The sequence below is a fragment of the Parabacteroides sp. AD58 genome (assembly GCF_023744375.2).
GTDB lineage: Bacteria > Bacteroidota > Bacteroidia > Bacteroidales > Tannerellaceae > Parabacteroides > Parabacteroides absconsus.
Genome location: NZ_CP146284.1, coordinates 2,050,590 through 2,074,194 on the forward strand (window position 1 = coordinate 2,050,590; position 23,605 = coordinate 2,074,194).

A 23,605-nucleotide genomic window follows, 5' to 3' on the forward strand; every position below is an offset into this window, starting at 1 on the left:
AAAACCTCGTTAGTTTTTAATTGTTTGACATCTGTCAAAAAGCTTTTTGATAGAAGTGATAAAGCCTTTCGACAGATATGGTAAAGCTTTTTGACAGATATCGTAAAGCTAAAAGCCAACGAGTGTTTAACAAAAAATAGGGAACTTTCGAACAAAAAAGACCAGAAAGCCCGATTATATTCCATACATTTGTAGAAAAAGGAAGGATTATGAAGAAGTGTTGTCTGATAATAGGTTTATGTATGAGTTACTTAGGTTTCACCCATGCGCAGTCGACATTGAAGTTCATCGTCGATAAAGAAGGGAAACTCTTCGCCATTCCTTCTGAAACCACTTATGAGATCAAAGTGCCGGAAGCTACCTATAAAAGTTACACTTCCGTTTCGGAACAGAACCGGCGTCTGCAGGAAAAATATGCCGAAGCGTATCGTGAATTTACCTCCTTCAGCCGGGTTGAATTTATCTTTGCCGATTATTCGTACCTGCACGATGTAGACCGTCCGGCGAACATGAATGTTCTTTCCGACGCCTATCGCCCATTTTTCAACCCATATACCCCGATGTTATGGCAAATCAACCCAATGGCCTTGGATTATGACGAATGGCAGGTTAAACCGATAGGTCCGAATACGGCTTTTTTAGTTAATGGCGTGCAAGAAACGTGGCCTGCATTGGGAGGAATCAACATAGCCAGCATGGCCGTCAGTCACCGTGCGGGTTCATTTACAGTAACAACCGGAGGCTTTGCCGGAAGGTACTACACGCCTTATACGCCCAACCCGAGTTATTGGGGCGGTGTCAATATTTCTGCCAAGTATGAAATAAACGATTGGATGGCTATGCGGGCTTGGGGTTCGTACGCTTTCTTTGGAGACAATAAGGCAGATCCATTCATGGTGGCTAATCCCTGGATGAATCGAACTAATGTTGGCGGGTCGATGGAATTTAAAGTATCTGATGATTTCGGATTCGGCATCGGAGTAAACTATCAGCATAATCATTTCAATAACCGGATGGAGCCACAGTTTCTGTTTTATCCTTTCGGGAGTGCAGGTTCACGCGTCCGGTTCGGATTCTAAACTTAAACAAACGGCTTATTCTGGCACGGAATCTTTCGAGAAAGTCACCGTATTCTCCCAAACAGATACGGCTTGTCCCCACACAAGTCCTATGCCTTGATGCACATTGCTATACGCTGAAACCGGATCGGCCAAACCTACGTCCGTCAAATTGCCGACTAACATGCCTCTGGATGCCCATTCTGAAATAGAACTATAATATCCGCTAAGCGATTCCGAACAAAAATTAAGAACTAACTTGAGCGTATCCGGGAATTGCCCTTCATCATACAGACCTCCGCCATAAGGACTTGTAAAGTCTAAAGAGAATCGTATAGAATGTTTTTCCCCATCGATGGTACTATCATCAAAGAAAAGAGCCGTTCCTTTCTCTTCTTCTTCACCTAACAAATATTCAATGGTTGTAGGAATATATTTAAAGACAGGATCATCCGTGAGATAAAGATGAGATGGATAATAGTTATAAACAGGATAGTTATTTTCAAGCAATGAATCAGGATAGTCAAAATACGGGTAAATAGAAAAAGCATAATAATTCTTTTCGGCCGGTACGTCGGTAAACTGAAATTCGCAAGAGGCCCATATCCGCTTAGTTACCGTATCTTTGTGCAGGACCGAAATAAATGTATCAATCGGAACCATCGAAGGAATTTCAGTTTCAGCCCAAGCATCCGGATAACCTGCACAACGTGCCTCCAGCCTGACACGGTCGGTTTCCCGCAAATGATAATCGGAAATAAAATAGAAATACTCCCATTCTGCATCATGTTCCACACGAAGAGATTCTTTAAATTCATCGTTTACCCATAAACCAACTTCCGACTGTTGATTCAGTTCCCTAAACGACATGCCATTCAAATAGCTTGTCGCATTCAATCTAAGCTTTATCACCGAATCAGGTACGAGCATCGTATGAATCTTCAGAACCGGATTTTCTATGTCTATATTTTCCCAAACATCTTTCCAGCAAGCTGAAAACACAAACAGACAAACAAAACAAACCAGATATAACCGTGACTTCATAAGCGTCAGAATTTATAAGTATAAGAAAAAGAAGGAATAATCGGGAATAAAGACAACTGGCGAACCTTTACCCAAGTTCCTTTACTCCGTTCAGCCCAGGCAATCGTCGGATTCTTCCGGCAATAGGCATTATAAATACTGATATTCCAGATTCCCATCCGTCCGTTCTTTCTTTTCCGATAAATATTCAAGCCCAAGTCCAACCGATGATTGGGAGGCAACTGATAATTGTTCCGATACAGATAAGCCCAATCCTGATGACTGTCAGGGACAATGGTCATCCAGTTGCCCGACGAATAAAACCACGAAGCATTCAATTCTACTTTTTCGTTAAACCGATAAGAAGCGACTATATTCAGCTTATGCCGGTTATCATAACGAGAAGGGAAATAACACCCCATATTATATGCCGAAAATTTCCGTTCCGACCAGGACAAGGTATAGCCAATCCACCCGGTTAACTTGCCTGTTTCTTTCCGGGCCATCCATTCCAAACCATACGCCCGTCCGATACCTTCAGTCAGCTTTTCCTGCCATTCCATACCGTCTGGATACCGGTTTACCCAAGGTTTGAAATCGGCCAGATGCTGGATATACTTGAAATAACCTTCCATGGAAAAGCTATAATTCCGATTCGGAGAGAAATAAACGCCCGCAGAAACTTGGTCGGATACCGAAGGCTTCACGCCACTACAACTGGGTAGCCAGATATCTGTCGGCAGCTCCAGATAAGAAGCCGGTAACAGATGGACCGCCTGATGCATCCGCGAATAAGCTAATTTAGCAGACATCTGTTCGTTCCATAAATAACGAAGCGACAAACGAGGCTGTAAAGACCAATACCAGGTACGATCCAGATAGAAAGAAGACAACGAAATTCCGGCATCAATCCGTAAGGCTTCTGAAAGAGTAAAACGATCTTCTACGAAAAGGACGGTTTCATTTCCCAGCATCCGCTGTACATTCTTCTGTCTCATCTGTATAGGTCCCGATTCTTCTACCTGATTCAGCTCCTCATATTCCGGACGAAAAGCCTGCAAACGAGTAGAGACTCCGCCCTGAAACCGATGTATCGAAGACGGAGTATATTCGAACCGGGCTGTAATCCGCCCATCATCAATTCCGGAAACCATCGAAGAAACAACCGAGTTCCTTTCCCTCTCATCATCCCCATATGAGAAAGTTTCGTCTGAATAACGCAATTTACTCCGGTATCGGGTATAAGAAGCTGTCAATAAGGTATGAAAATGATCAGACAACCGATAGCGCCAGTTCAACGAAGCCGCCAGATTTCCCCAACGAACCTTATAATGGTTGCTTTCCTTAACGTTCGCATAATTATTATTTACTTTATTCGTAAGGCTGAACACATCATCTCCCGAGAAGACACTCAACGACCAAAGGCTCCGATCTGAATGCCGGTAATCCATCCGGGCATTGATATCATGAAAGGAATAACGTCCGGTATGCGTTTCTTTATTAATCTTACTGATAATAGCCAATGTCGGGATAGCCAGCAAATCAGCCCATGTCCGTCGTACAGAGACATGAACCGAAAGTTTATCTTTCACCAAAGGCCCTTCCAGATTCAGCAAGCCTTGTATCAAGCCAATGTTGAATCCGCCATGCCAAGACTGCATATTCCCGCTTTTCGTCTGAATATCCGTAACCGACGACAGACGGCCTTCGTAGCGTGCCGGGAAGAATCCTTTATAAAAGTCCAGCTTATCAATGACATCCGAGTTAAATGCCGAGAACAATCCGCCCAAATGGTTAATCTGATACACCGGCATTCCGTCAATCAAGAACAAATTCTCATCATTATTCCCGCCCCGCACATACATACCTGAAATTCCTTCCGTACCAGTTGCGACACCCGGAAGATGCTGTAAACTCTTGATCAAATCCGGTTGTCCCATAAAAACCGGTAAACGGCGAATCTGATTACCAGACAATAATTCTTTTCCCGGTTCATCCGTCAAAGCCAACGAGCGCTTCAAACTGTCTGCCTCCACCACAAACTCCTGCAATGAAACCATCTTGATCGAATCTTTCGGGGAATAATCAACAAATCGCCTACGTTTAAGGACCAAATAGCTATCTGTCACTTGCCATTCTATATCATAACCTTGAAACAATTCGTATAAACAGACCGACAAGGTTTGCTTCTTCACCGATAACGTGACAGGCCTCATTTGTCCCAACAACGATGATTCAAAAGAGACCTGCAGACTGGTCTGCTTCTCAAGCAATAACAAAACCTGCTCAATCGGCATGTTACGTACCGAAAACGTAATCACCGGTTCCGTAGCTATTCCCCGATTCCAGCATAGACTTACTAACCATAGAATTATAAGCGTCCGAATCCTGAGCATAATTTACTGTCTGCTTTTCTCTATTACTAAATGAGTATCTAATGTCTGATTAATAATCAACAGCACTTCTTCTATCGGTTTCTTCTTGAATGTTGCTGACAACCGCAACGAATCCGAAGCTCTAGACAAATCCGTCAACTTAACTTCATAGCAAACCTCTATATCATGGATGACCTTGGGCAAAGGTGTTTCTCGGAAAACCAATTCGCCTGTTTTCCACGACAAACAATTTTCGTCGGCCTCTTGCCGAACTTGAATACTTCCATTCGTCTCCGAATACAGCCCGGACATTCCGGCTTCCAATAAGACCGATTTCTTCTTTCCAGCTTCCATCCGAACACGACCCTGCAAGACTTGTACTTCCATCGCCGTCTTCAATTCTCGAACTAAAAAGGATGTTCCTAAAACGACCACATTTCCCAAATGTGTCTGTACGCGAAATGGAAGGTCTTCCCGATGTTTCACTTGATAAAAGGCTTTTCCCTTCAACTCTACCTGCCGGTTATCTTTTCCAAATTGCTTTGCATCATACCGCAACTCGGCCAAAGCAGCCAATGAAACCCGAGAACTATCGGGTAAAAAGACTTCTTTTCCACGGGTAGACGAAGCCGTAATAACTACCCACTCGGGTTGATTCTGCTCAATCATCCGATAAATACCATATCCAATGGCCAGCAAGCAAACCGCTGCTATCTGCCAAATCCAGACAGGTATCCGGACGCGGCTTCGGATATTCCGTTCTGCCGCAAATTTTTTCCAACCTATCTCCGGATCAAACACATTCTCACGATAATACCGGGCAACAAACCGGATACGCTCTTCCCATTCGGTTTTATGTCTCTCCTGATTCATGCAAATACATTATATAAATAAAAGGAAAACCGGAATACCGGATACAGTTTATCTGCTCAACCTCAATTCTCTCTCCACTCTACAACAACCTCTCAACGTCTCCCCGCTATCCGGTTTTCACTTACAAGACAAGGAAACGCGAAAAACCCCTATTCTTATCCAAAGAAAAATGTATATATTTTTATGGCTGTATCCCGTAAAGACTTCAACGCTTTGGAAATCTGGTTTTCAACAGTCTTTACAGAAATATGTAATTCGTCTGCTATCTCCTGATACTTCAAACCATCACGCTTGGACAGCAAGAATATTTTCCGTCTTTCCGGAGGAAGTTTATCAATAGCCGTCCACAAACGAGCATCTCTCTCTGCTATCCGGATTTGTTCTTCAGACGAATCGTCTGCTTCATCCGGGATATTGCCATCCAGCAACTCTTCCTTTTCCCGTGTCAACAAGAGTAACGAGCGGTTTTTTACGGTCTGATACATATAGGCTTTCATATTCAATATTGAAACGCCTTCACATAATTTTTCCCAAACATCCGTAAAAGCCTGTTGCACGATATCTTCCGCGTCTTCGATCCGCGGTATATACTGCAAGGCAAAAAGGCATAACGGACGATACAGCACCTTAAATTCCTGCTCGAAATCCATAGCGATTTTCTCCATACTCACCTATTAAAAACAAGAACGAGTTGACAAGAAACATTGAAAGATCCTTATCAACCCGTTATCTGCAAGTAAAAATCAATACGGTCTGAAACCGATAATCTGACGTACTTCATTCAACGTCTTTGCTGCGCTCTCGCGGGCTTTTTCAGCACCCTGACGAACCACCTTAGCCATAAACTCTTCATTTGAACGGATATCCAGAATACGTTCACGGATCGGAGCACAGAAATTATTGATGTCCTCGGCCAACTGCTTTTTCATATCGCCATAACGAATCTCGCAGTTGTTATATTTCTCATTGAAATAATCATAAGTATCTTTCGAGGAAACAATCTCCATCATCGTAAACAGATTAGCAATCGGTTCCGGCTTAACGCTGTTGGGTTCTGTTGGTCCGGCATCAGTAACCGCCTTCATCACCTTTTTCTTAATTGTCTTTTCATCATCAATCAGATAAATGGCATTACCTTCACTCTTACCCATTTTTCCTGAGCCATCCAATCCGGGAACTTTTACCGCTTTATGTGAATAATAAAAAGAGGCGGGTTCCGGGAAGAAATCAACTCCATAAGTCATATTGAAACGACGGGCAAAACGACGAGCCATCTCCATGTTCTGTTCCTGATCTTTTCCAACCGGAACCTTCACGGCCTTGTGAATAATAATATCGGCTGCCATCAATGTCGGATATGTCAACAAACCAGCACTGACACTATGTTTGTTCCCTTCATTAAAAATCTCACGTTCAACATCACCCTCACTCGTATGCACCCGGTCAATATGCAGTTGCTGACGGGCCTTATCCTTAAAAGAGGCTGTACGCATCAGCTCACCGATACCAGCATTCATATTCAGATACAGATAAAGCTCCACAACTTCCGGCACATCACTTTGCACGTAAATGGTCGCTTTCTCCGGATCAATGCCACAAGCCAGATACTCGGATAAAATGGTTCGTACGCTGTTCCGGATATTTTCAGGATGCGGATGCGTTGTTAGAGAGTGCCAATCTGCGATGAAAAACAAGCAATTATACTCATTCTGCATCTGCAGAAACCCTTTTACTGCTCCGAAATAATTTCCTAAATGGAGATTCCCGGTCGGACGAATACCACTAACTACTGTTTCCATATTCACAATTTTATTCTATATTTTTAATCACTGCGGACAAAGATACACATTTAATTAAATAATCGGCGGAGAAATATACGAGAATCAACCATGAAACTAACGAGAAACATTTTTAATCCTCACGAGAAACATTTTCACTTTCGGCACAAACCAGATGTTTCTTTCATTTCATACAGTGAAATCATCTCCAAGTCACATGGAAATCCTGAAATTAATTCTTATATTTGCTTCAACAGAAATAAAAGCAAGTTTAATCTAACAAAACAATCGTATGAAAAGAATAGGAAAGATTATTATAACAGCATTTGCTATCCTGACATTGGCATCTTGCGAAAATAAAGAATCGTATATACAGGATTTCAGCCAATTCGTTCAAGAAGTAGAAGATCATGCCGATAAATACACCGATAAAGACTGGAAAAAAGCCGATAAAAAGTTTGACAATTTTACAGGCAGCATCTATAAGAAATATGCCGAAGAACTCACTGCTGAAGAAAAGATCGAAATTGCCAAATGCCAAACGACTTATACAGCATTGAAGGCAAAAGCAGGAATTAAAAACTCTCTGGAAAACTTGAAAGAAGCCGCTCAAAAAGCGAAAGAAGCTTTTGAGGAAGAAAAATAAGAATAAGCTTGAAATATATCGGAAGTATTTTTATCTTTGTCCCAATTAAGGGATAACAAGAGACAAAACAATCGTATGGGACTTGAAAAACACATGGAGAATATATATGTAATATCCGGCTTTTGGTCGGAACAGTTCATTGATTTCCATTTTAAAATAAAGATTATGCGGTGACAAATAATTGTCAGCGCATTTTTTTTACCTATTCATTCCCCCATATCTATTAGCGAATTCAAATAAATAACATTCATAAATACGAAGTCATTATGTCAAAAAACAACGTCAAAAAAGTAATTGTCCTGGGTTCCGGTGCTCTGAAAATCGGGCAGGCAGGCGAGTTTGACTATTCTGGATCTCAAGCACTAAAGGCTCTGAGAGAAGAAGGTATCAGTACAGTATTGCTGAATCCGAATATTGCAACCATCCAAACGTCAGAAGGAGTAGCAGACAAAGTTTATTTCTTGCCTATTACTCCTTATTTTGTAGAAGAAGTGATCAAAAAAGAACAACCGGATGGGATTTTACTTGCTTTTGGCGGACAGACAGCCTTAAATTGCGGTACTGAGCTGTATACAAACGGAACTTTAGCTAAATACGGAGTACAGGTATTGGGGACCTCCGTTGAAGCTATTATGTATACGGAAGACCGCGATCTGTTTGTAAAGAAACTGACAGAAATAGATATCAAAACCCCGGTCAGCCAGGCAGTAGAAAACATGGAGGATGCCATTCAGGCAGCCAACAAGATTGGTTACCCGATCATGATCCGCTCAGCATACGCTTTAGGCGGTATGGGAAGTGGTATTTGCCAGAATGAAGCAGAACTCCGCGAATTAGCTGAAAGTGCATTTGCTTACTCTCCTCAAATCCTGGTAGAAGAATCCTTGAAAGGCTGGAAAGAAATAGAATTTGAAGTGATCCGCGATAAGAATGACCATTGCTTTACGGTAGTAAGTATGGAAAACGTCGATCCGCTGGGTGTACATACAGGCGAGAGTATCGTTGTTGCTCCAACCTGTTCGCTGAACGAGGAAGAATTGACCTGGTTACAAGATTTGTCAAGACAAACCATCCGTCATTTAGGAATCGTCGGGGAATGTAATATTCAATATGCCTTCAACTCAGATACACACGATTATCGTGTAATTGAAGTGAATGCCCGTCTGAGCCGTTCTTCTGCCTTGGCATCTAAAGCCTCCGGATATCCATTAGCCTTCGTAGCAGCAAAATTGGCATTAGGTTACGGTCTGGATGAAATTGGAGAAATGGGTACGCCCAATTCTGCCTATAAAGCTCCGGAAGTAGATTATATGATCGTAAAGATTCCGCGTTGGGACTTGACAAAATTTGTTGGAGTAAGCCGTCAGATCGGTTCCAGCATGAAATCAGTAGGTGAAATCATGTCGATCGGAAAAAGCTTCGAAGAAATCATGCAGAAAGGTCTGCGTATGATCGGACAAGGCATGCACGGCTTTGTCGGGAACAACGGTCTGGAATTTGAGAACCTGGACGATGAATTAGCCAATCCGACAGATTTGAGAATCTTTGCTGTGGCCCAGGCATTAGAAAAAGGCTATACTGTTGACCGTATCTACGAACTGACCAAGATTAATCCGTGGTTCCTGAATAAATTAAAGAATATCGTTGATTACACACAGGTTCTGAAATTATATACCAAGATTGAAGATCTTCCGGCCGATGTATTAAAAGAGGCCAAACGATTAGGATTCTCTGATTTCCAAATTGCCCGTTATGTAGAAAACCCTTCAGGCAACATGGAAAAAGAAAACATCCGGGTCCGCAACCTTCGTAAGAAGTTGGGTATTTTGCCAACGGTAAAACGTATCAATACAGTCGCTTCTGAAAATCCGGAATTGACCAACTACCTGTACATGACTTACGACGGAACGCCACACGACATTCCATATTACCCGACAGAAAAGAATGTTGTTATCTTGGGTTCAGGAGCTTACCGTATCGGCTCCTCCGTTGAATTCGACTGGTGTTCAGTCAATACGGCTTTAACCGCACGCAAATTAGGCTACAAAGCTGTCATGATCAATTATAACCCGGAAACAGTTTCTACCGATTATGATATGTGTGACCGTCTGTACTTCGATGAATTATCGTACGAACGTGTTCTCGATATCATTGATCTGGAAATGCCTAAAGGAGTAGTTGTTTCAGTTGGCGGACAAATTCCGAATAACCTGGCCATGAAACTGCATCGCCAGCATGTTCCTATTTTAGGCACATCACCTTTATCAATCGACCGGGCAGAAAATCGTCATAAATTCTCTGCTATGCTTGATTCATTAGGTATCGATCAGCCTCGTTGGGCAGAGCTGACCAGTATGGAAGAAATTGACGATTTCATCGCTAAGGTCGGATTTCCGATTCTGATTCGTCCGTCTTATGTCTTATCAGGTGCAGCCATGAATGTCTGTCACAACAAAGAACAAATGATCGAATTCTTAGGACTGGCAGCCAAAGTATCCAAAGAATACCCGGTTGTCGTATCAGAGTTCCTGCAGGGAGCTAAAGAAATCGAATTCGATGCCGTCGCTAAAAATGGAGAAGTTGTAGAGTATGCCATTTCTGAACATATTGAATTTGCAGGTGTCCACTCAGGAGACGCGACTTTAGTATTCCCGGCTCAGAAGATCTACTTTGAAACAGCCCGTCGAATCAAGAAAGTAGCAAAGACAATTGCAAAGGAACTGAATATCAGCGGACCGTTCAATATTCAATTCCTGGCTAAGAACAACTACGTTAAGGTCATCGAATGTAACTTGCGTGCCTCCCGTAGTTTCCCGTTCGTTTCTAAAGTGCTGAAACGTAATTTCATCGAGACAGCTACACGTATCATGCTGGATGCAGATTATACCAAACCAGACAAAAGTGCATTTGACATTGACTGGATTGGAGTAAAGGCCTCTCAGTTCTCGTTTGCCCGCCTGCACAATGCCGATCCGGTATTAGGCGTTGACATGAGTTCAACCGGAGAAGTTGGCTGCCTGGGCGATGACTTCAATGAAGCCCTGCTTTCAGCCATGATAGCCGTAGGAAACCGTATTCCAAAGAAAAATATCTTAGTTTCATCTGGTGCAGCCAAAAGTAAAGTCGATTTACTGGAACCCTGCCGAGTACTCGACAGTAAAGGTTACACGATCTTTGCAACTGCAGGAACTGCCAAATTCCTAAATGATAATGGCATTAAAGCAACAGCAGTATGCTGGCCTGATGAACATGGAGAATTGAATATTATGGAGATGTTTACAAAACACATCTTCGAGCTGGTTGTCAACATACCGAAGGATCACAGCAAACGCGAATTGACAAATGGATATAAGATCCGTCGTGCCGCAATTGATCACAACATACCATTGATCACCAATGCTCGCCTGGCAAGTGCCTTTATCAATGCATTCTGTGAAATGAAGGAGGAAGACATCCAAATTAAGAGTTGGCAAGAATATAAATAAGCCCTTCGAAACTATAAAATCAGACAAACTAGAGGGTGTGTCGTAATACGCGATTCACCCTCTTTTCTTTATCAACGATAAGAGCGTAGTTAACTTTTTCAGGCAGCGATATTCTGAAGATAATCTCGATTATTTTGTTCCCAATAGCTTAAATGAGCGGTAATAAGGCCGTAAAGGTGTTTAATTGGCCAATTTATACCCTCTTTATTCATCTTGGTACACATCTTTTTTATATTGAAGGCGATGGCCAGGAAGGAAAAGTCCATGAGAACCTTGTCCTTTCCAAAATGACGGAAGCGCTTGTAGTTCATGTTGAATTTTATCTGTCCAAATACAGCTTCCGGTTCTATGCACCTTTGCCCTCTGTGTTTCAGCCCTTCTTCGGAACAGAGAAGTTCCCGGGCTTTCTGTTTGTATATCCAGAGTCGGTGATTCAGTTCTATCGTCCTGTTTCCTTTAGCTTTAAAACACAGACATCTTAACGGACATCCTTCGCATCTGACAGCCCTATACCTGGCATATTCGACTACATATCCGGATTCGGTTTTCGTATGCCTGGTGCCTGCCCTCTGCATCTTTTGTCCCATTGGACAGACACAGTAATCCTGTTCTTCATTGTAGAAAAAGTTTTCGGCTTTAAAAGGATTCGGTTTAAATCTTGGCCGCTGCTCCATGTGGAAATAATTGTATTTGACGTATGCTTCCATCCCGTTTTCCGACATAAAGTGGTAATTCTCTTCTGATCCGTAACCGGAATCAGCAACCACCGTATGAGCCAACTGGCCGTATCTGTCGGCAAAGGACTTCAGGAAGGGAATCATCGTCAAGGTGTCAGTCGGATTCGGGAAAAGAGAATAATCGATAATGAATTGATTTTCCGTAGCAATCTGAAGATTATATCCGGGTTTTGTCTGACCGTTGCGCATGGCATCCTCCTTCATTCTCATAAAGGTGGCCTCTTTGTCTGTCTTGGAATAAGAGTTGCGGTCCTGAAGATTGTCCAGATGGTTATTGTATTCCTGAAGCTTATCTCTATGTGCTTCCAGTTCTTTCAGCTGCCTGCGTTTCTTTCTCAGTGCAGATTTCTGCTCTTTCGTGGATGGTTCTGAAGCCTGTTCAAGGGCATTGCGTAATTCTCCTGCCATTTCTGTCAGCATGGAAGGGGAAAACTCAATTTCCTCGTTGTTTTCCGAAGCTTTTTCCTGAGCGATGACGTCATCTATTTGGCTTAACAAAACACTGATTTTCTTCATCAGTCGTTCACGGTTTCGCTCAACGCTCTTCCGCCATACAAAAGTATATTTGTTGGCCTTGGACTCAATCTTTGTTCCGTCAATATATTCCACATTCAGACTGATGAAACCTTTGGATGAAAGCAGAAGTACGGTTTGGGTAAACACTTCGTTAATTTCCTTCTTCACCCGGTTACGGAAACGGTTGATAGTAATGAAGTCCGGTTTCTCATAACCGGCTAACCATATGTAATGGATATCACGACGAAGATGCTTTTCTATTTTCCGGCAGGAGTATATATTGTTCATATAGGCATACAAGATAACCTTTAGCATCATCTTGGGATGGTAAGGACTACGGCCGTATTCTTTGTATAACTTCCTGAAACCTTCAAGATTCAGGCTTTCAACCAAAGCGTCAACCATGCGTACAGGATCGTTTTCTGCAATATCTTCATCGATTCTTTGCGGAAAAAGTACCGTTTGGTTGGGAGTGTATGGACGAAAATGTATCTTTGTCATATGTGTAAATCTTTATGCTTAAAGATACAAAATCTTTAGGTAATAACAAAGCCCCAGCTTGTGAAAGTCGGGGCTTTGTGCTAAAAAAGAAGGTGTGCTTTTTGACACACCTTCTTTTATTTTATATATTTGCCACATGAAACAACACCATACATATCAACTTCTGTTATATATTCTGTTAACTGGAATAATCTGTTTCTCTACCCAAGCTAAAAATGCTTTTGAAAATCCATATGTTTTAGTACAAAACTATACGATCAATGATTATCATGCCAGCTGTCAGAATTGGGATGTATACGTTTCAGCAGAAGGGACCTTATATGTGGCCAATAATTCCGGACTGCTTGAGTTCGACGGAAACACCTGGCATTTATATCAGACAAAAGATCAGGAAGCCTTGTTCCAAATAGGAATGCGGAATGACACCTTATACAGCCGGGGAGAAAAAACCAATGGTTTCTGGCTTTACAATAAAGAAATGATCATGGAATACACTCCTATATCAGAAAACCTACCGGACTCCATTTTTCATGATTTCAGACAGCTCCAGCCTTTTCCTGTACCAGACGAGATTGAAAAGGCCGGACCTCAAATATACGCGGGAACGAATACATATAAATTTGTTTCTTCGTCCAATGGACTGTTTGTTACAGATTCGGCTGGGCAAGTACTCCATCATCTGAGTATGAGTAATTCGCTCCAGGATAATATGATTCACGATATTTGCGTACAAGATATAGACCAGATATGGCTGGCTCTGGACAATGGAATAACGCAAGTAAACATCAATCCACCCGTAAGCCGCTTGGGCACACGAAGCCAGATCGGAAAGTTAGAACAAGTAGGCAGTAATGAAGATTTCTTATATATAAAGACAAACTTAGGATATTTCCGTAAGGAGTTAGGAACACAATATTCCTTCACTCCGATATCAGAAAAAGAGGCTTTACCTCATTTGGACAAACAACCCTCAATTATTACACAGCCAGTAGAGAATTTATTCTACGAACCGGAAGCTCTTGGCTATTTTAATAAAGCCCAATACATATATCCATTACCCGAAAACATGTATTGGATCGTAAAAGGGAACGAAGCCGCACTATTCCAAAATGAATTCAATACGACAACTCAGAAATGCCGTATTCTTTTTGACAACTATCAGATGAATCTGACAACACGAAGTCCGCATTTCTTCATATTAAACGACTCGATGTATGTAGTTTCGGCCATGCAGGGAACTCTATTAGTCGACATCCGACAAATCATGAAGCAAAATATGCAACTGACAATGCCAATGTTTCATTCAATCCGATACAGCGACTCACACGGTATACATTATTTATATCCCGATACCCAGGAAATCACATTGCCGCATCGGTTTCAGGAAGTCAATTTATTTGTTTCAACTACTGTATTTACACCCAATCACCAATTTTCCTACTTGCTGGAAGGAATCTCTACTGATTGGTCCGAATGGCAAAAAGACGGAAAAATTGCGTTCTCGCAATTACCGGAAGGGACTTACACACTTCACATCCGCAAATACGTAACCAAAGGTCCTTTCCCGGAAATAATGCTACAAATAAAAGTACTGCCAGCCTGGTACAACACGGTATGGGCCTATTGTATATATGTCATCCTCATTTGGATCATTATACAGCTTGTTCTCCACTATCACCTAAAAAAGCTCAAACGGGAAGAACTGATCCAAAAGCAACGTGAAGAAGAACAAGAACAGCAGCGGGTAGAACAAATGAAAAATCAAATGCTGGAAACCGAATTGCAAAACAAGAACAATGAACTTACCCTGCAAACATCAGCACTTGTCCGACGGAACAAGGCCATTCAGACATTTTTGGACGAACTGAACCAACAAAAGGAAAGTTTGGGAGATCGCTATCCGAATAAACTGTACAATAAACTTCGGGCACTAATGGAAGACGCCCTGAATGACCAAGAAGACTGGTTATTATTCGATTCTTATTTTAACAGCGCACATCAGAACTTCATCAACCGTTTACAGCAGAAGTATCCGGACTTGACTCCCGGAGACCTTCGGATATGTTGTCTGCTACGGATGAACTTGTCGACAAAAGAAATTGCCTCGTTGCTGAATATTTCTGTCCGCGCCGTAGAACTCCGCCGCTATAGATTACGAAAAAGACTCGAGTTAAACAACGATATTAACCTAGTTGAGTTCTTGCTAAAACTATGAATTAGCATTTTCTCAAGAAAATATTAATCTATATTATACACATATAAAAACCTCTGATTTATAATATATTAATAATATATGAGAAAGTAATGATGAATACATCATTTCTCATTTTTCTTCCTGCGCAATCCATGTTGTAGTCATTTATTTGTACAAAACCGAGAAATCTGGTTCCTTTGCAGCAAATCTTAAACTAATAAATAAGGAGAACATTGAGCATGGATGAATCAACAATTATTCGGAAACAAATAGAACTCTTCGAGAAAAAAGGTATCAATCGAAGAAAGTTCTTCAAGATAATGGCAGCTGCTGGATTATTTTCATTAATCGACACGCAGCACGCAAAGGCTTTTTCAAGTAAAGCTAAAGGGAAAATCGTTATTGTTGGAGGTGGAGCTGCTGGCATCAGTATGGCTGCCCGACTCAAGAGATGGTTAGACGAGCCGAATATCACATTGATAGACCCGAGCGACCGACAGTTCTATCAACCTGGTTTTACCTTGATTGCTTCAGGCGTATATAAACCTGAGGATGTATGGAAGAAACAAGAAGACTGTATGCCGAGCGGAATCAACTGGGTAAAAGATGCAGTCATCGCAGTTGATCCTGTATGGAATCAAGTTACGACAGCGAAAAACGGAAAAATTCCTTATGACTTCTTAGTATTGGCTCCAGGTATTCAATTAAACTGGGACAAAGTAGAAGGTTTCAGCTATGACCAGTTGGGAGTTGGTAATGCGCATTGCATTTACGACTTTCAAGGAGCTCAAAAAACTTGGAAAGCATTACAAGAGTTTACGGCAAAAGGAGGACGTGGTATTTACACGGACACATATACAAAACATAAGTGTGGAGGCGCACCTAAAAAGATCTGTCTGCTGACAGAACATTACGCAAGAAAGCATAACCAGCGAGATCATATTCAGCTGGACTACTTTACAGCAGAAAAGGCTCTTTATGATGTACCTTATTTTACACCGCGTCTGATTGAAATATACAAAGAACGAAATATACCGATTCAAACAAATACGCGTGTTAAAGGAATAGACACAGCGGCGAAGCAGGTACATTTCGAAAGAATAGAAACCATTGACGGAGAAAAGAAAGTAACTCCATTTGTTGAAGATTACGATTTTCTGCATTTTCTTCCACCTATGTCAGCTCCTGACTTTGTAAAAGAAGCAGGATTAGGTTTCCCTGACGGAAACTTGGCGGCTGATGGCTGGGCAATGGTTGATAAAGAGACATTGGTTCATCAGAAATATCCGAATATCATCGCAGTAGGTGATGTTGCAGGAACGCCAACAAGCAAGACTTCGGCTGCTACACGTGTACAAGTACCAATTGCAGCCAAGAACCTGATTGCTCTAATGGAAGGAAAAGAACCAACAGAAAAATACAACGGCTATGCAGCTTGCCCGATTGTAACAGATTATGGACATGTATTGCTGTGCGAATTTGATTATGACAAGAATCCGCAGATATCATTTCCATTCTCGATGTTGGATATGTCGAAAGAACAATGGGCTGCATGGTTACTTAAAGTATATGTACTAAAGCCTCTGTATTTCTATGGAATGCTGAAAGGCTACGCTTAAATTGCTTTATACACACACTCCCTATATATAAATGCTAAACTATTTACACAATGACTAAAGAACCCGGTTATCTGTGAAGACAAACCGGGTTTCTTTGTTTTTAGTTGAGAATAATGATTCTACTATCTAAACTTATACATAAATAAAAAGCCTCCGGCGAATCACTTCGACGAAGGCTCCTCAGCGCTTAGCTTAAAAAGAAAAACATTACTAACAACTAATATAGGTCTTACTAATTTCTACTGCAGATAATGCCTCATAAGAAGCTTACCTGAAACAGATATATTTACTTTCGCCAAAAGGACAGTCTTTTGCCGAAGAAGCATTTATATGCAAAGAATATATACTACACTGTTTTACTAATCCCACGAGTTAAAACAGTAATAAAGAGTAACGGCAGGTCTTCTGACTGACTCCCATCTTGAAGCCTTCCCGGCTAAAAACCAGTGGCAACGAGGTATTTCAAGATGTATATCGGAGCTTCACAGCAGCGGGACTGTTCAGGACTCACACCTGATTCCCTTTTAATCCGAGTAAATGAAGGATTTACCACGGAACCGATTATTTCATTACAAAGATAGAAAGAATTAAATAGTATACAACTTCTTTGGCTTATTTTTTCTTCTAATGATTGAAAACTGAGTGTTTCTACTCATTGTTACAGAGTTTTTTGTACCTTTGCACCCGTTTTATACGAAGATTTTTCTTTGAAGGAAATATTAACGGCTTTAGGTTATCATCTATTACAATATATTTTATGGAAAGAAATGAATCTCTGTTGTCTGTAGCAAAGTTCATCGCCGAATATGCAGCACACATGATGGGGTGTGGAGTTCATACATCGCGTGTGAAACGCAGCTCTAAACGCATTGGCAAAGCGTTCAATACCGATATTAAATTAAATATTTCACAAAAGACAATCGTGATTTCTGCCACGCACAATGAAACGGGAGAAACATATAGTGAAGTAGTTGACATCCCAGCATTACCCATCAGTTTTGAACACAATGCAGAACTAAGTGCCTTAAGTTGGGAAACATACGATCGCCATCTACCTTTAGAAGAAGTTCGCCGCAAATATGACGAAATTGTATCTGCTCCAAAGATGGATCCTATGTTCGTTTTAATTTTGGTCGGATTAGCCAATGCATCTTTTTGCAGACTATTTGGAGGCGACTGGTTATCAATGGGGATTGTCTTGTCTGCAACAATTACAGGCATGTTCCTCCGCCAACGTATGCAGGCTAATCATATCAATCACTATGTAGTTTTTGCAGTCAGTTCGTTTGTAGCTTCTCTATGTGCTTCTACCTCTTTAATTTTTGATACAACATCAGAAATTGCCTTGGCAACCAGTGTTCTATACCTAATCCCTGGAGTTCCTTTAATTAACGGAATTATAGACATAGTAGAAGGTGAAACTATTATTGGCTGTTCACGTTTGATCAGTGCATTTCTATTAATTATATGTATTGCCATCGGCATGTCATTCACTTTAATGTTGGTTAAAAACAGTTTACTATGATACTCGTGGATATTCTACTTGATGGTCTTTTCGCTGCCGTTGCTGGAGTTGGATTTGGAGCTATCTCTGATCCTCCTTTGCGTTCATTTCGCTACATTGCTATTTTAGCAGCCGTAGGTCATGCCTGCCGTTTCTGCCTGATGACTTATTTAGGATGGGATATTGCAACATCTTCCCTTTTAGGCTCTTTAGTCATCGGTTTTGGAAGTCTTTGGTTAGGGAAAAAAGTATTTTGTCCGATGACAGTACTTTATATCCCAGCATTGTTACCGATGGTACCTGGGAAATTTGCTTACAATATGATCTTTTCTTTAATCATGTTCTTACAAACCATGGACGATCCTCAAGAAAAGATGAAATACATGAGCATGTTCTTCTCGAATACCATCGTTACAACAACTGTAATTTCATTATTAGCTGCAGGAGCTACCTTACCCCACTTTTTATTCTCGAAAAGAGCTTTTTCTTTAACCCGACGCAAACCAGGAGAGGAGGAATAACAATATATGGAAATATTTTGGCAAACCATAGCACATTATAACAGCTGGAGCTGGATATACCAACTAATCATCGTTGGGATTGGAATTATTTTAAGCATCTTGCTCTTTTATCATCCACGTACTTGGGTAAAATACAGTATGAAATTATATTTTGCCGGTGTTTATTTGTGGATATCCATTGCTTATTACTATTTTGATTGTGGCATACGTGCCTATAGTGGCGTCATGGCATTGATTTGGGCCTTGCTGGCACTTGTCTGGATCTGGGATTTAAAAACAGGCTATACAACCTTTAATCGTACACATAAGTATGATAAACTGGCGTATCTTTTACTCGCCATGCCATTCATATACCCGGTTATTTCTTTATTACGCGGACTTTCGTTTCCTATGATAACGTCACCAGTTATGCCTTGTTCTGTAGTAGTCTTCACACTGGGAATCATGCTACTTTTCTCAGAGAAAATCAATCTTTTCCTGATTCTATGCCTGACTCACTGGTCGATAATAGGATTGACAAAAACCTATTATTTCAATATCCCAGAAGACTTTTTACTTTCAAGTGCTTCCGTACCCGCTCTTTATTGCTTCTTCAAAGAATATTATGCCAATTATACCCATCAAGAGACAAAACCTTCACGACAAACAGTAAAGAATTTATTGATTCTCTTCTGTAGCGGAATCGGTCTGATCCTGTTGGTCACACTAGTGAAAACGCTGTTTCTTCATATTTAACAAGAAAAGAAGTTTCGAAATCATTTCGAGACTCCTTTTCTTGCTTATACCTTCATCTAAATGGAATTACCATCGAACCGGGAATTCTGCAATACGCAAGGTCGTACAACCATACGGAATCAGTTCGATAGTTTCTTCTCCTTCCGTATCATTTTCAATCTGCGTATAATAAGCGACAGGTCCTGCCGAGCCACGTACTAATGTCCAATTCTTAACCCGTTTGGCTTGAGTCTTGATCGAAATCGGAGCATTCTCCACATTCCATGGATAACCGGTTATCGACGGACGTTTCTCGACAATGAAACTTTGCTGAATCCGTTCAGGAGCAAATGAAGCTTCAGACAACGCATAATTCCAAGGTGTATCTGACGTCACCTCATAATACCAAGGACCATAAGTTACCACTTTATCGGCCTCAAATGATTTCTTTTCCCATTTCTCCTGCATCTTCAATGCGTATAACAATGGACCGCGTTCTACCACAGCGCCACCATCATACCAACGGCTGACAGCCACTTCCATCGGCAATTCCAAAGTCAGGCAATCGCCGGCTTTCCAAGTCCGGTTTACCCGAGCAACTTCTCCCGGAAACAAATCCACATCAATGACTTTACCATTCAATTTAACTACCGGTCGCTGACACCAACCAGGCACACGGAAATGGAAGGGGAAGAAAGCCTCTTTCACCGATTTATCTGTAAATGATACCCGGAAATGAATAGCCTCATCAAACGGATAGGCCGTTTCTTCCTGAATCCTCACTCCTACACCGTCTGCCACTTTTGCCGTAACTTGAGACGGGCCATAAACTAAAGCTGCGATACCATTATCGGCTGTTGCATACCATAAATTCTGTACAAACTTAGGCCAGCCCTGATGTAAATTAGATGTACAGCAAGGATAACCTGTCAATACTCCAAAGAGAATATCCGTATCTTCATGTGGTGTTGAGAACTCCCGATAATCACGCGTCACATTTACCTGATTAAACTGCTGATAATACTGACGGGCCGAATAATCATCGGTAATCTGCGTTGGCAATACATTATAAGTTACTCGCTCCAAATAATCGGCCCATTCAACATCTCCCGTTATTTCCAACATTTCTTCCAAGGAAAACATCATCTCAACAGCCGTACACAACTCCGAACCGGCTGTCGGCTTGCCAAAACGAAGCAATTCATCGCCACCCCACAAACCTGTCGGTAATCCGATCGTATTACGGATCTGTTTCACGGCCTGTTTTACAGCCATAACCTGCTGCGGATCCTTATTCTGCTGATAATATACAACCGGCTCTTTAAAGCCCTGTCCCAAATTCACACAATGCAGACTTAGCTGCCGACTCAAATGATCCTGGTGCAGAAAGATATCCGTCCAATTAAAAGTCTGCTTATGAATCAGCTCTCCTAACTCTAACAGGAACTTTTCACCGGTAATATTATATAACCAATACACCACCATCAAATTATCACCACCGCGTTGTTCTCCCCAAAAGGTCCAATGCCCTAATGGACTTTCCGGTAAAGTCTTCAGCTGGTACTTAAAGTAATTAGTCAGTAACTGAATTACCCGTTTATCTCCAGTAGCCGAATAATACTGTTGCATAATTTTCAGCATTACCATCTTGGGCCACCAATCGTGTGCATTATCCCGCTGTAAGCCGGGTTCGTACGAGCGATCGGTATCCGGACCAAAATATCCGTCTTCCTTTTGTGAAGCCAACGACCATTCAATCCATGGTTGTACTTTCTTCTTCAGTTCTTCATCATCCAAAATATAAGCCAAAGGCAACAAACCGTCAATCCAATACGGTCCTCGTTCCCAAACATCACCATCGCCGCCAAGCCAGCCATTACGCTTGCCCATTACCTGTTCATAGACTTGGTCGAGATGTCCTGTCATACCATTCTTCATCCGAAGTAACTGATCTTCCATCCAGCCTTCCGCCCGGATTGTCCCCAAAGGCAACTCTATATATTCTTTCTGCAGCAAAGGCTGACGATTATTCTGGTAGTTTCCAGAGAAACCTATTTCCTCAGCCTGTACCGAAGAACAGGCAAACACCGCCAGAGAAGCTGCCAATAATGTCATTCTTTTCTTCATGGTTAAATCCAGTAATATTATTCCTGATAGTCAATCCACACTTTCATTTTACCTGCCTCTCTATTATCCCATGCATAATACGGAATAAAAGTCATCTGTTGTTTCCCTGATTGAGCCTTAATCAGTTTAACACCACCCAGCAGTTCCGGAGCATCTACCACTTCGAAAGTGGTTCCAGCTTCTAATTGTAACTGATCAAAATTCTTCTGATTATCTACTTCTTCCAAACAGTAAACTAATGGTCCACGCTGAATAGCTCGCTTACCAACATCTTGCTTTACACGTGGATCAGCAGCGACCTTCTCTACTGGCATTTCCATTTCCAAAGAAATCACATCACCCGGTTTCCAATCCTTAATCACCGCATAGCCTTTATCTACCGAAGGTTTTACAACCTGACCTTTTACAGACAACTGATAATCTTTACACCAACCCGGAATACGGATACGCAGTTCTTTATCCAATGCCTGTGCAGCTGATACCTTCAGCTCGACTTTTCCATCCCACGGATAATTAGTCTTCTGCTGGATCGTCACATCCTGATCACTCACTTTCACCTTCGTCGTATTACCAATGAACAAATTCACCCACAAAGCGTCGTTGGAAACACCATAAATATAATTTCCGATAGAAGGTAAGAAACGGGAAATCTGACTCGGACAGCAGGCACATCCATACCAAGCCTGCCGATGATGATCGCCTTTCGACTCCAACGGATTCACATAGAAGAAACGGTCGCCACTCAATGAAACACCAGCCAAAGCGCCATTATACATCGAACGTTCCAGTACATCCACATATTTGGAATCACCCGTAAACTGATTCATGCGCTGGTTCCAATACACCATACCCACAGAAGCACATGTTTCACAATAAGCGTCCAGATTCGGTAAATCATAATCTTCAGTAAAACCTTCATTATGACGAGAAGATCCGATACCGCCAGTAACGTACATATTCCGCAATACGACATCATCCCATAAACGGTTCATCGCCTCTACATAACCTGTATCCTGCTTCAAAGCAGCTACATCTGCCATACCACAATACAGATACATACAACGGACTGCATGCCCAGAGATACTTTCCAAATCCCGCACCGGCACTACATCCTGATAATATTCAGGATTCCAGTCTCCACCATCTCCTTTACTTCCATAACCATGGCCTCTTTCTTCCAGCAACCAGTTGGCAAAGTCCAGATATTTCACTTCTCCTGTTGTCTGATATAACTTCACCAAAGCCAGTTCAATTTCTTCATGTCCTGGTACCCAATGCCGTTTTCCCGGACCAAAAACACTCATCATATGATCAGCCATTCGGATACTCACATCCAGCAACTTCCTTTTTCCCGTAGCCTGATAATAAGCGACAGCTGCCTCCATCATGTGACCAGCACAATACATTTCATGCATATCCATATTCGTCCAGCGCTTATCCAAGCCCGTCAACGTATAATATGTGTTGATATATCCATCCGGTTGCTGAGCCGCTGCCATTTTGTCTATCCATTCATCCGCTTTCTTTTCCAATTCCGGATTCGGATTGTTAATCAAGCTATAAGCGATACCCTCCAACGCTTTGTATACATCCGAATCGTCGAAGAAAATACCCGAATGTTCCCCTTCTCCTTTCGCTGCATTCTCAAAATTACGGATACGCCCTGTCTGATTCTCAATCTGATCAATACAAACCGGCAACGTAGCCGTTATATGTTTACTCAGCCGAGGAGACCAAAACCCATCCTCTATTTTCACATGCGAAAAGTCCACTTGACTGATTTTCTTTAATGGCGCATCTTCTTTTTGCGCTTCTTTCGTTCCTGTACAGCCCACCAAAGCCAAACAAGCCGCTGACACAATGATAAGATTTTTCATGATGTTTGATTTAAGCAATATGATTATCTTACAAAGATAAGAGAAATAACGCAAAAT

General features: G+C 41.6%; 16 protein-coding genes and 1 riboswitch. Of the genes, 8 read left to right on the top strand and 8 right to left on the bottom strand.

All coding sequences use genetic code 11. The annotated features are described in order from the left end of the window. Positions 1-209 precede the first annotated feature (209 nt). On the top strand, positions 210-1,079 hold the full coding sequence (locus tag NEE14_RS08945) for a hypothetical protein (protein WP_251968613.1): 870 nt from the start codon (positions 210-212) through the stop codon (positions 1,077-1,079). A 15-nt stretch (positions 1,080-1,094) separates the two neighbouring features. Here the strand turns inward: NEE14_RS08945 and NEE14_RS08950 are convergent, their stop codons facing one another. The 5 genes from NEE14_RS08950 to trpS all read right to left on the bottom strand — a co-directional run bounded on the left by NEE14_RS08950 (position 1,095) and on the right by trpS (position 7,128). After that, complete coding sequence (locus tag NEE14_RS08950; RefSeq protein ID WP_251968614.1) at positions 1,095-2,102, bottom strand: DUF4249 domain-containing protein; 1,008 nt, start codon at positions 2,100-2,102, stop codon at positions 1,095-1,097. Positions 2,103-2,107: 5 nt separating this feature from the next. Further along, the gene (locus NEE14_RS08955; protein ID WP_251968615.1) at positions 2,108-4,477 is read right to left on the bottom strand and encodes a TonB-dependent receptor plug domain-containing protein; all 2,370 of its coding nucleotides are present in this window, start codon (positions 4,475-4,477) and stop codon (positions 2,108-2,110) included. A gap of 3 nt (positions 4,478-4,480) precedes the next feature. Next, positions 4,481-5,329: a FecR family protein gene (locus NEE14_RS08960; RefSeq protein WP_251968616.1), complete on the bottom strand. Its 849-nt coding sequence runs from the start codon at positions 5,327-5,329 to the stop codon at positions 4,481-4,483. 155 nt (positions 5,330-5,484) lie between these two features. Further along, entirely contained in the window at positions 5,485-5,994 is a 510-nt protein-coding gene (locus tag NEE14_RS08965; protein ID WP_251968617.1) for an RNA polymerase sigma-70 factor, read from the bottom strand. A 78-nt stretch (positions 5,995-6,072) separates the two neighbouring features. Then, positions 6,073-7,128, bottom strand: coding sequence for a tryptophan--tRNA ligase (trpS, locus tag NEE14_RS08970; protein ID WP_251968618.1), 1,056 nt, complete (start codon positions 7,126-7,128; stop codon positions 6,073-6,075). 271 nt (positions 7,129-7,399) lie between these two features. Between trpS and NEE14_RS08975 the strand changes: the two genes are divergently transcribed. After that, positions 7,400-7,753 (top strand): DUF6565 domain-containing protein, encoded by a 354-nt coding sequence (locus tag NEE14_RS08975; RefSeq protein ID WP_251968619.1) that lies wholly within the window; start codon positions 7,400-7,402, stop codon positions 7,751-7,753. Positions 7,754-8,019: 266 nt separating this feature from the next. Next, entirely contained in the window at positions 8,020-11,238 is a 3,219-nt protein-coding gene (carB, locus tag NEE14_RS08980) for a carbamoyl-phosphate synthase (glutamine-hydrolyzing) large subunit (protein WP_251968620.1), read from the top strand. Between the two features lie 98 nt (positions 11,239-11,336). Here carB and NEE14_RS08985 read toward each other — a convergent pair whose 3' ends face one another. Next, positions 11,337-12,992, bottom strand: coding sequence for an IS1182 family transposase (locus NEE14_RS08985; RefSeq protein ID WP_338578715.1), 1,656 nt, complete (start codon positions 12,990-12,992; stop codon positions 11,337-11,339). 136 nt (positions 12,993-13,128) lie between these two features. Here NEE14_RS08985 and NEE14_RS08990 point away from each other — a divergent pair, with 136 nt between their 5' ends. From NEE14_RS08990 to NEE14_RS09010, 5 genes are all read left to right on the top strand, one after another. Next, on the top strand, positions 13,129-15,207 hold the full coding sequence (locus tag NEE14_RS08990) for a triple tyrosine motif-containing protein (protein ID WP_251968421.1): 2,079 nt from the start codon (positions 13,129-13,131) through the stop codon (positions 15,205-15,207). A 218-nt stretch (positions 15,208-15,425) separates the two neighbouring features. Beyond that, entirely contained in the window at positions 15,426-16,805 is a 1,380-nt protein-coding gene (locus NEE14_RS08995) for an NAD(P)/FAD-dependent oxidoreductase (RefSeq protein WP_251968420.1), read from the top strand. A 378-nt stretch (positions 16,806-17,183) separates the two neighbouring features. Continuing rightward, a riboswitch (cobalamin riboswitch) is annotated at positions 17,184-17,382 on the bottom strand. A gap of 180 nt (positions 17,383-17,562) precedes the next feature. Then, positions 17,563-18,330: a threonine/serine ThrE exporter family protein gene (locus NEE14_RS09000; RefSeq protein ID WP_251968419.1), complete on the top strand. Its 768-nt coding sequence runs from the start codon at positions 17,563-17,565 to the stop codon at positions 18,328-18,330. Further along, complete coding sequence (locus NEE14_RS09005) at positions 18,327-18,830, top strand: threonine/serine exporter family protein (protein ID WP_251968418.1); 504 nt, start codon at positions 18,327-18,329, stop codon at positions 18,828-18,830. Before NEE14_RS09000 ends, NEE14_RS09005 begins: the two co-directional genes overlap by 4 nt. A 6-nt stretch (positions 18,831-18,836) precedes the next feature. Further along, on the top strand, positions 18,837-19,565 hold the full coding sequence (locus NEE14_RS09010) for a DUF6064 family protein (RefSeq protein WP_251968417.1): 729 nt from the start codon (positions 18,837-18,839) through the stop codon (positions 19,563-19,565). Between the two features lie 66 nt (positions 19,566-19,631). Here NEE14_RS09010 and NEE14_RS09015 read toward each other — a convergent pair whose 3' ends face one another. Continuing rightward, positions 19,632-21,671, bottom strand: coding sequence for a beta-L-arabinofuranosidase domain-containing protein (locus tag NEE14_RS09015; RefSeq protein ID WP_251968416.1), 2,040 nt, complete (start codon positions 21,669-21,671; stop codon positions 19,632-19,634). A gap of 17 nt (positions 21,672-21,688) precedes the next feature. Continuing rightward, a complete protein-coding gene (locus NEE14_RS09020) occupies positions 21,689-23,548 on the bottom strand; it encodes a glycoside hydrolase family 127 protein (protein ID WP_251968415.1) in 1,860 nt (619 codons plus the stop codon). Between the last annotated feature and the right edge of the window lie 57 nt (positions 23,549-23,605).

Excerpts from the sequence above, each read along its gene's own strand:
- NEE14_RS08955 (WP_251968615.1), bottom strand. The coding sequence starts at position 4,477 with ATGCTCAGGATTCGGACGCTTATAATTCTATGGTTAGTAAGTCTATGC.
- NEE14_RS09015 (WP_251968416.1), bottom strand. The coding sequence starts at position 21,671 with ATGAAGAAAAGAATGACATTATTGGCAGCTTCTCTGGCGGTGTTTGCC.
- NEE14_RS08990 (WP_251968421.1), top strand. The coding sequence starts at position 13,129 with ATGAAACAACACCATACATATCAACTTCTGTTATATATTCTGTTAACT.
- NEE14_RS08975 (WP_251968619.1), top strand. The coding sequence starts at position 7,400 with ATGAAAAGAATAGGAAAGATTATTATAACAGCATTTGCTATCCTGACA.
- NEE14_RS08960 (WP_251968616.1), bottom strand. The coding sequence starts at position 5,329 with ATGAATCAGGAGAGACATAAAACCGAATGGGAAGAGCGTATCCGGTTT.
- NEE14_RS08945 (WP_251968613.1), top strand. The coding sequence starts at position 210 with ATGAAGAAGTGTTGTCTGATAATAGGTTTATGTATGAGTTACTTAGGT.
- NEE14_RS08985 (WP_338578715.1), bottom strand. The coding sequence starts at position 12,992 with ATGACAAAGATACATTTTCGTCCATACACTCCCAACCAAACGGTACTT.
- NEE14_RS09010 (WP_251968417.1), top strand. The coding sequence starts at position 18,837 with ATGGAAATATTTTGGCAAACCATAGCACATTATAACAGCTGGAGCTGG.
- carB (WP_251968620.1), top strand. The coding sequence starts at position 8,020 with ATGTCAAAAAACAACGTCAAAAAAGTAATTGTCCTGGGTTCCGGTGCT.
- NEE14_RS09005 (WP_251968418.1), top strand. The coding sequence starts at position 18,327 with ATGATACTCGTGGATATTCTACTTGATGGTCTTTTCGCTGCCGTTGCT.
- trpS (WP_251968618.1), bottom strand. The coding sequence starts at position 7,128 with ATGGAAACAGTAGTTAGTGGTATTCGTCCGACCGGGAATCTCCATTTA.
- NEE14_RS08995 (WP_251968420.1), top strand. The coding sequence starts at position 15,426 with ATGGATGAATCAACAATTATTCGGAAACAAATAGAACTCTTCGAGAAA.
- NEE14_RS08965 (WP_251968617.1), bottom strand. The coding sequence starts at position 5,994 with ATGGAGAAAATCGCTATGGATTTCGAGCAGGAATTTAAGGTGCTGTAT.
- NEE14_RS09020 (WP_251968415.1), bottom strand. The coding sequence starts at position 23,548 with ATGAAAAATCTTATCATTGTGTCAGCGGCTTGTTTGGCTTTGGTGGGC.
- NEE14_RS09000 (WP_251968419.1), top strand. The coding sequence starts at position 17,563 with ATGGAAAGAAATGAATCTCTGTTGTCTGTAGCAAAGTTCATCGCCGAA.
- NEE14_RS08950 (WP_251968614.1), bottom strand. The coding sequence starts at position 2,102 with ATGAAGTCACGGTTATATCTGGTTTGTTTTGTTTGTCTGTTTGTGTTT.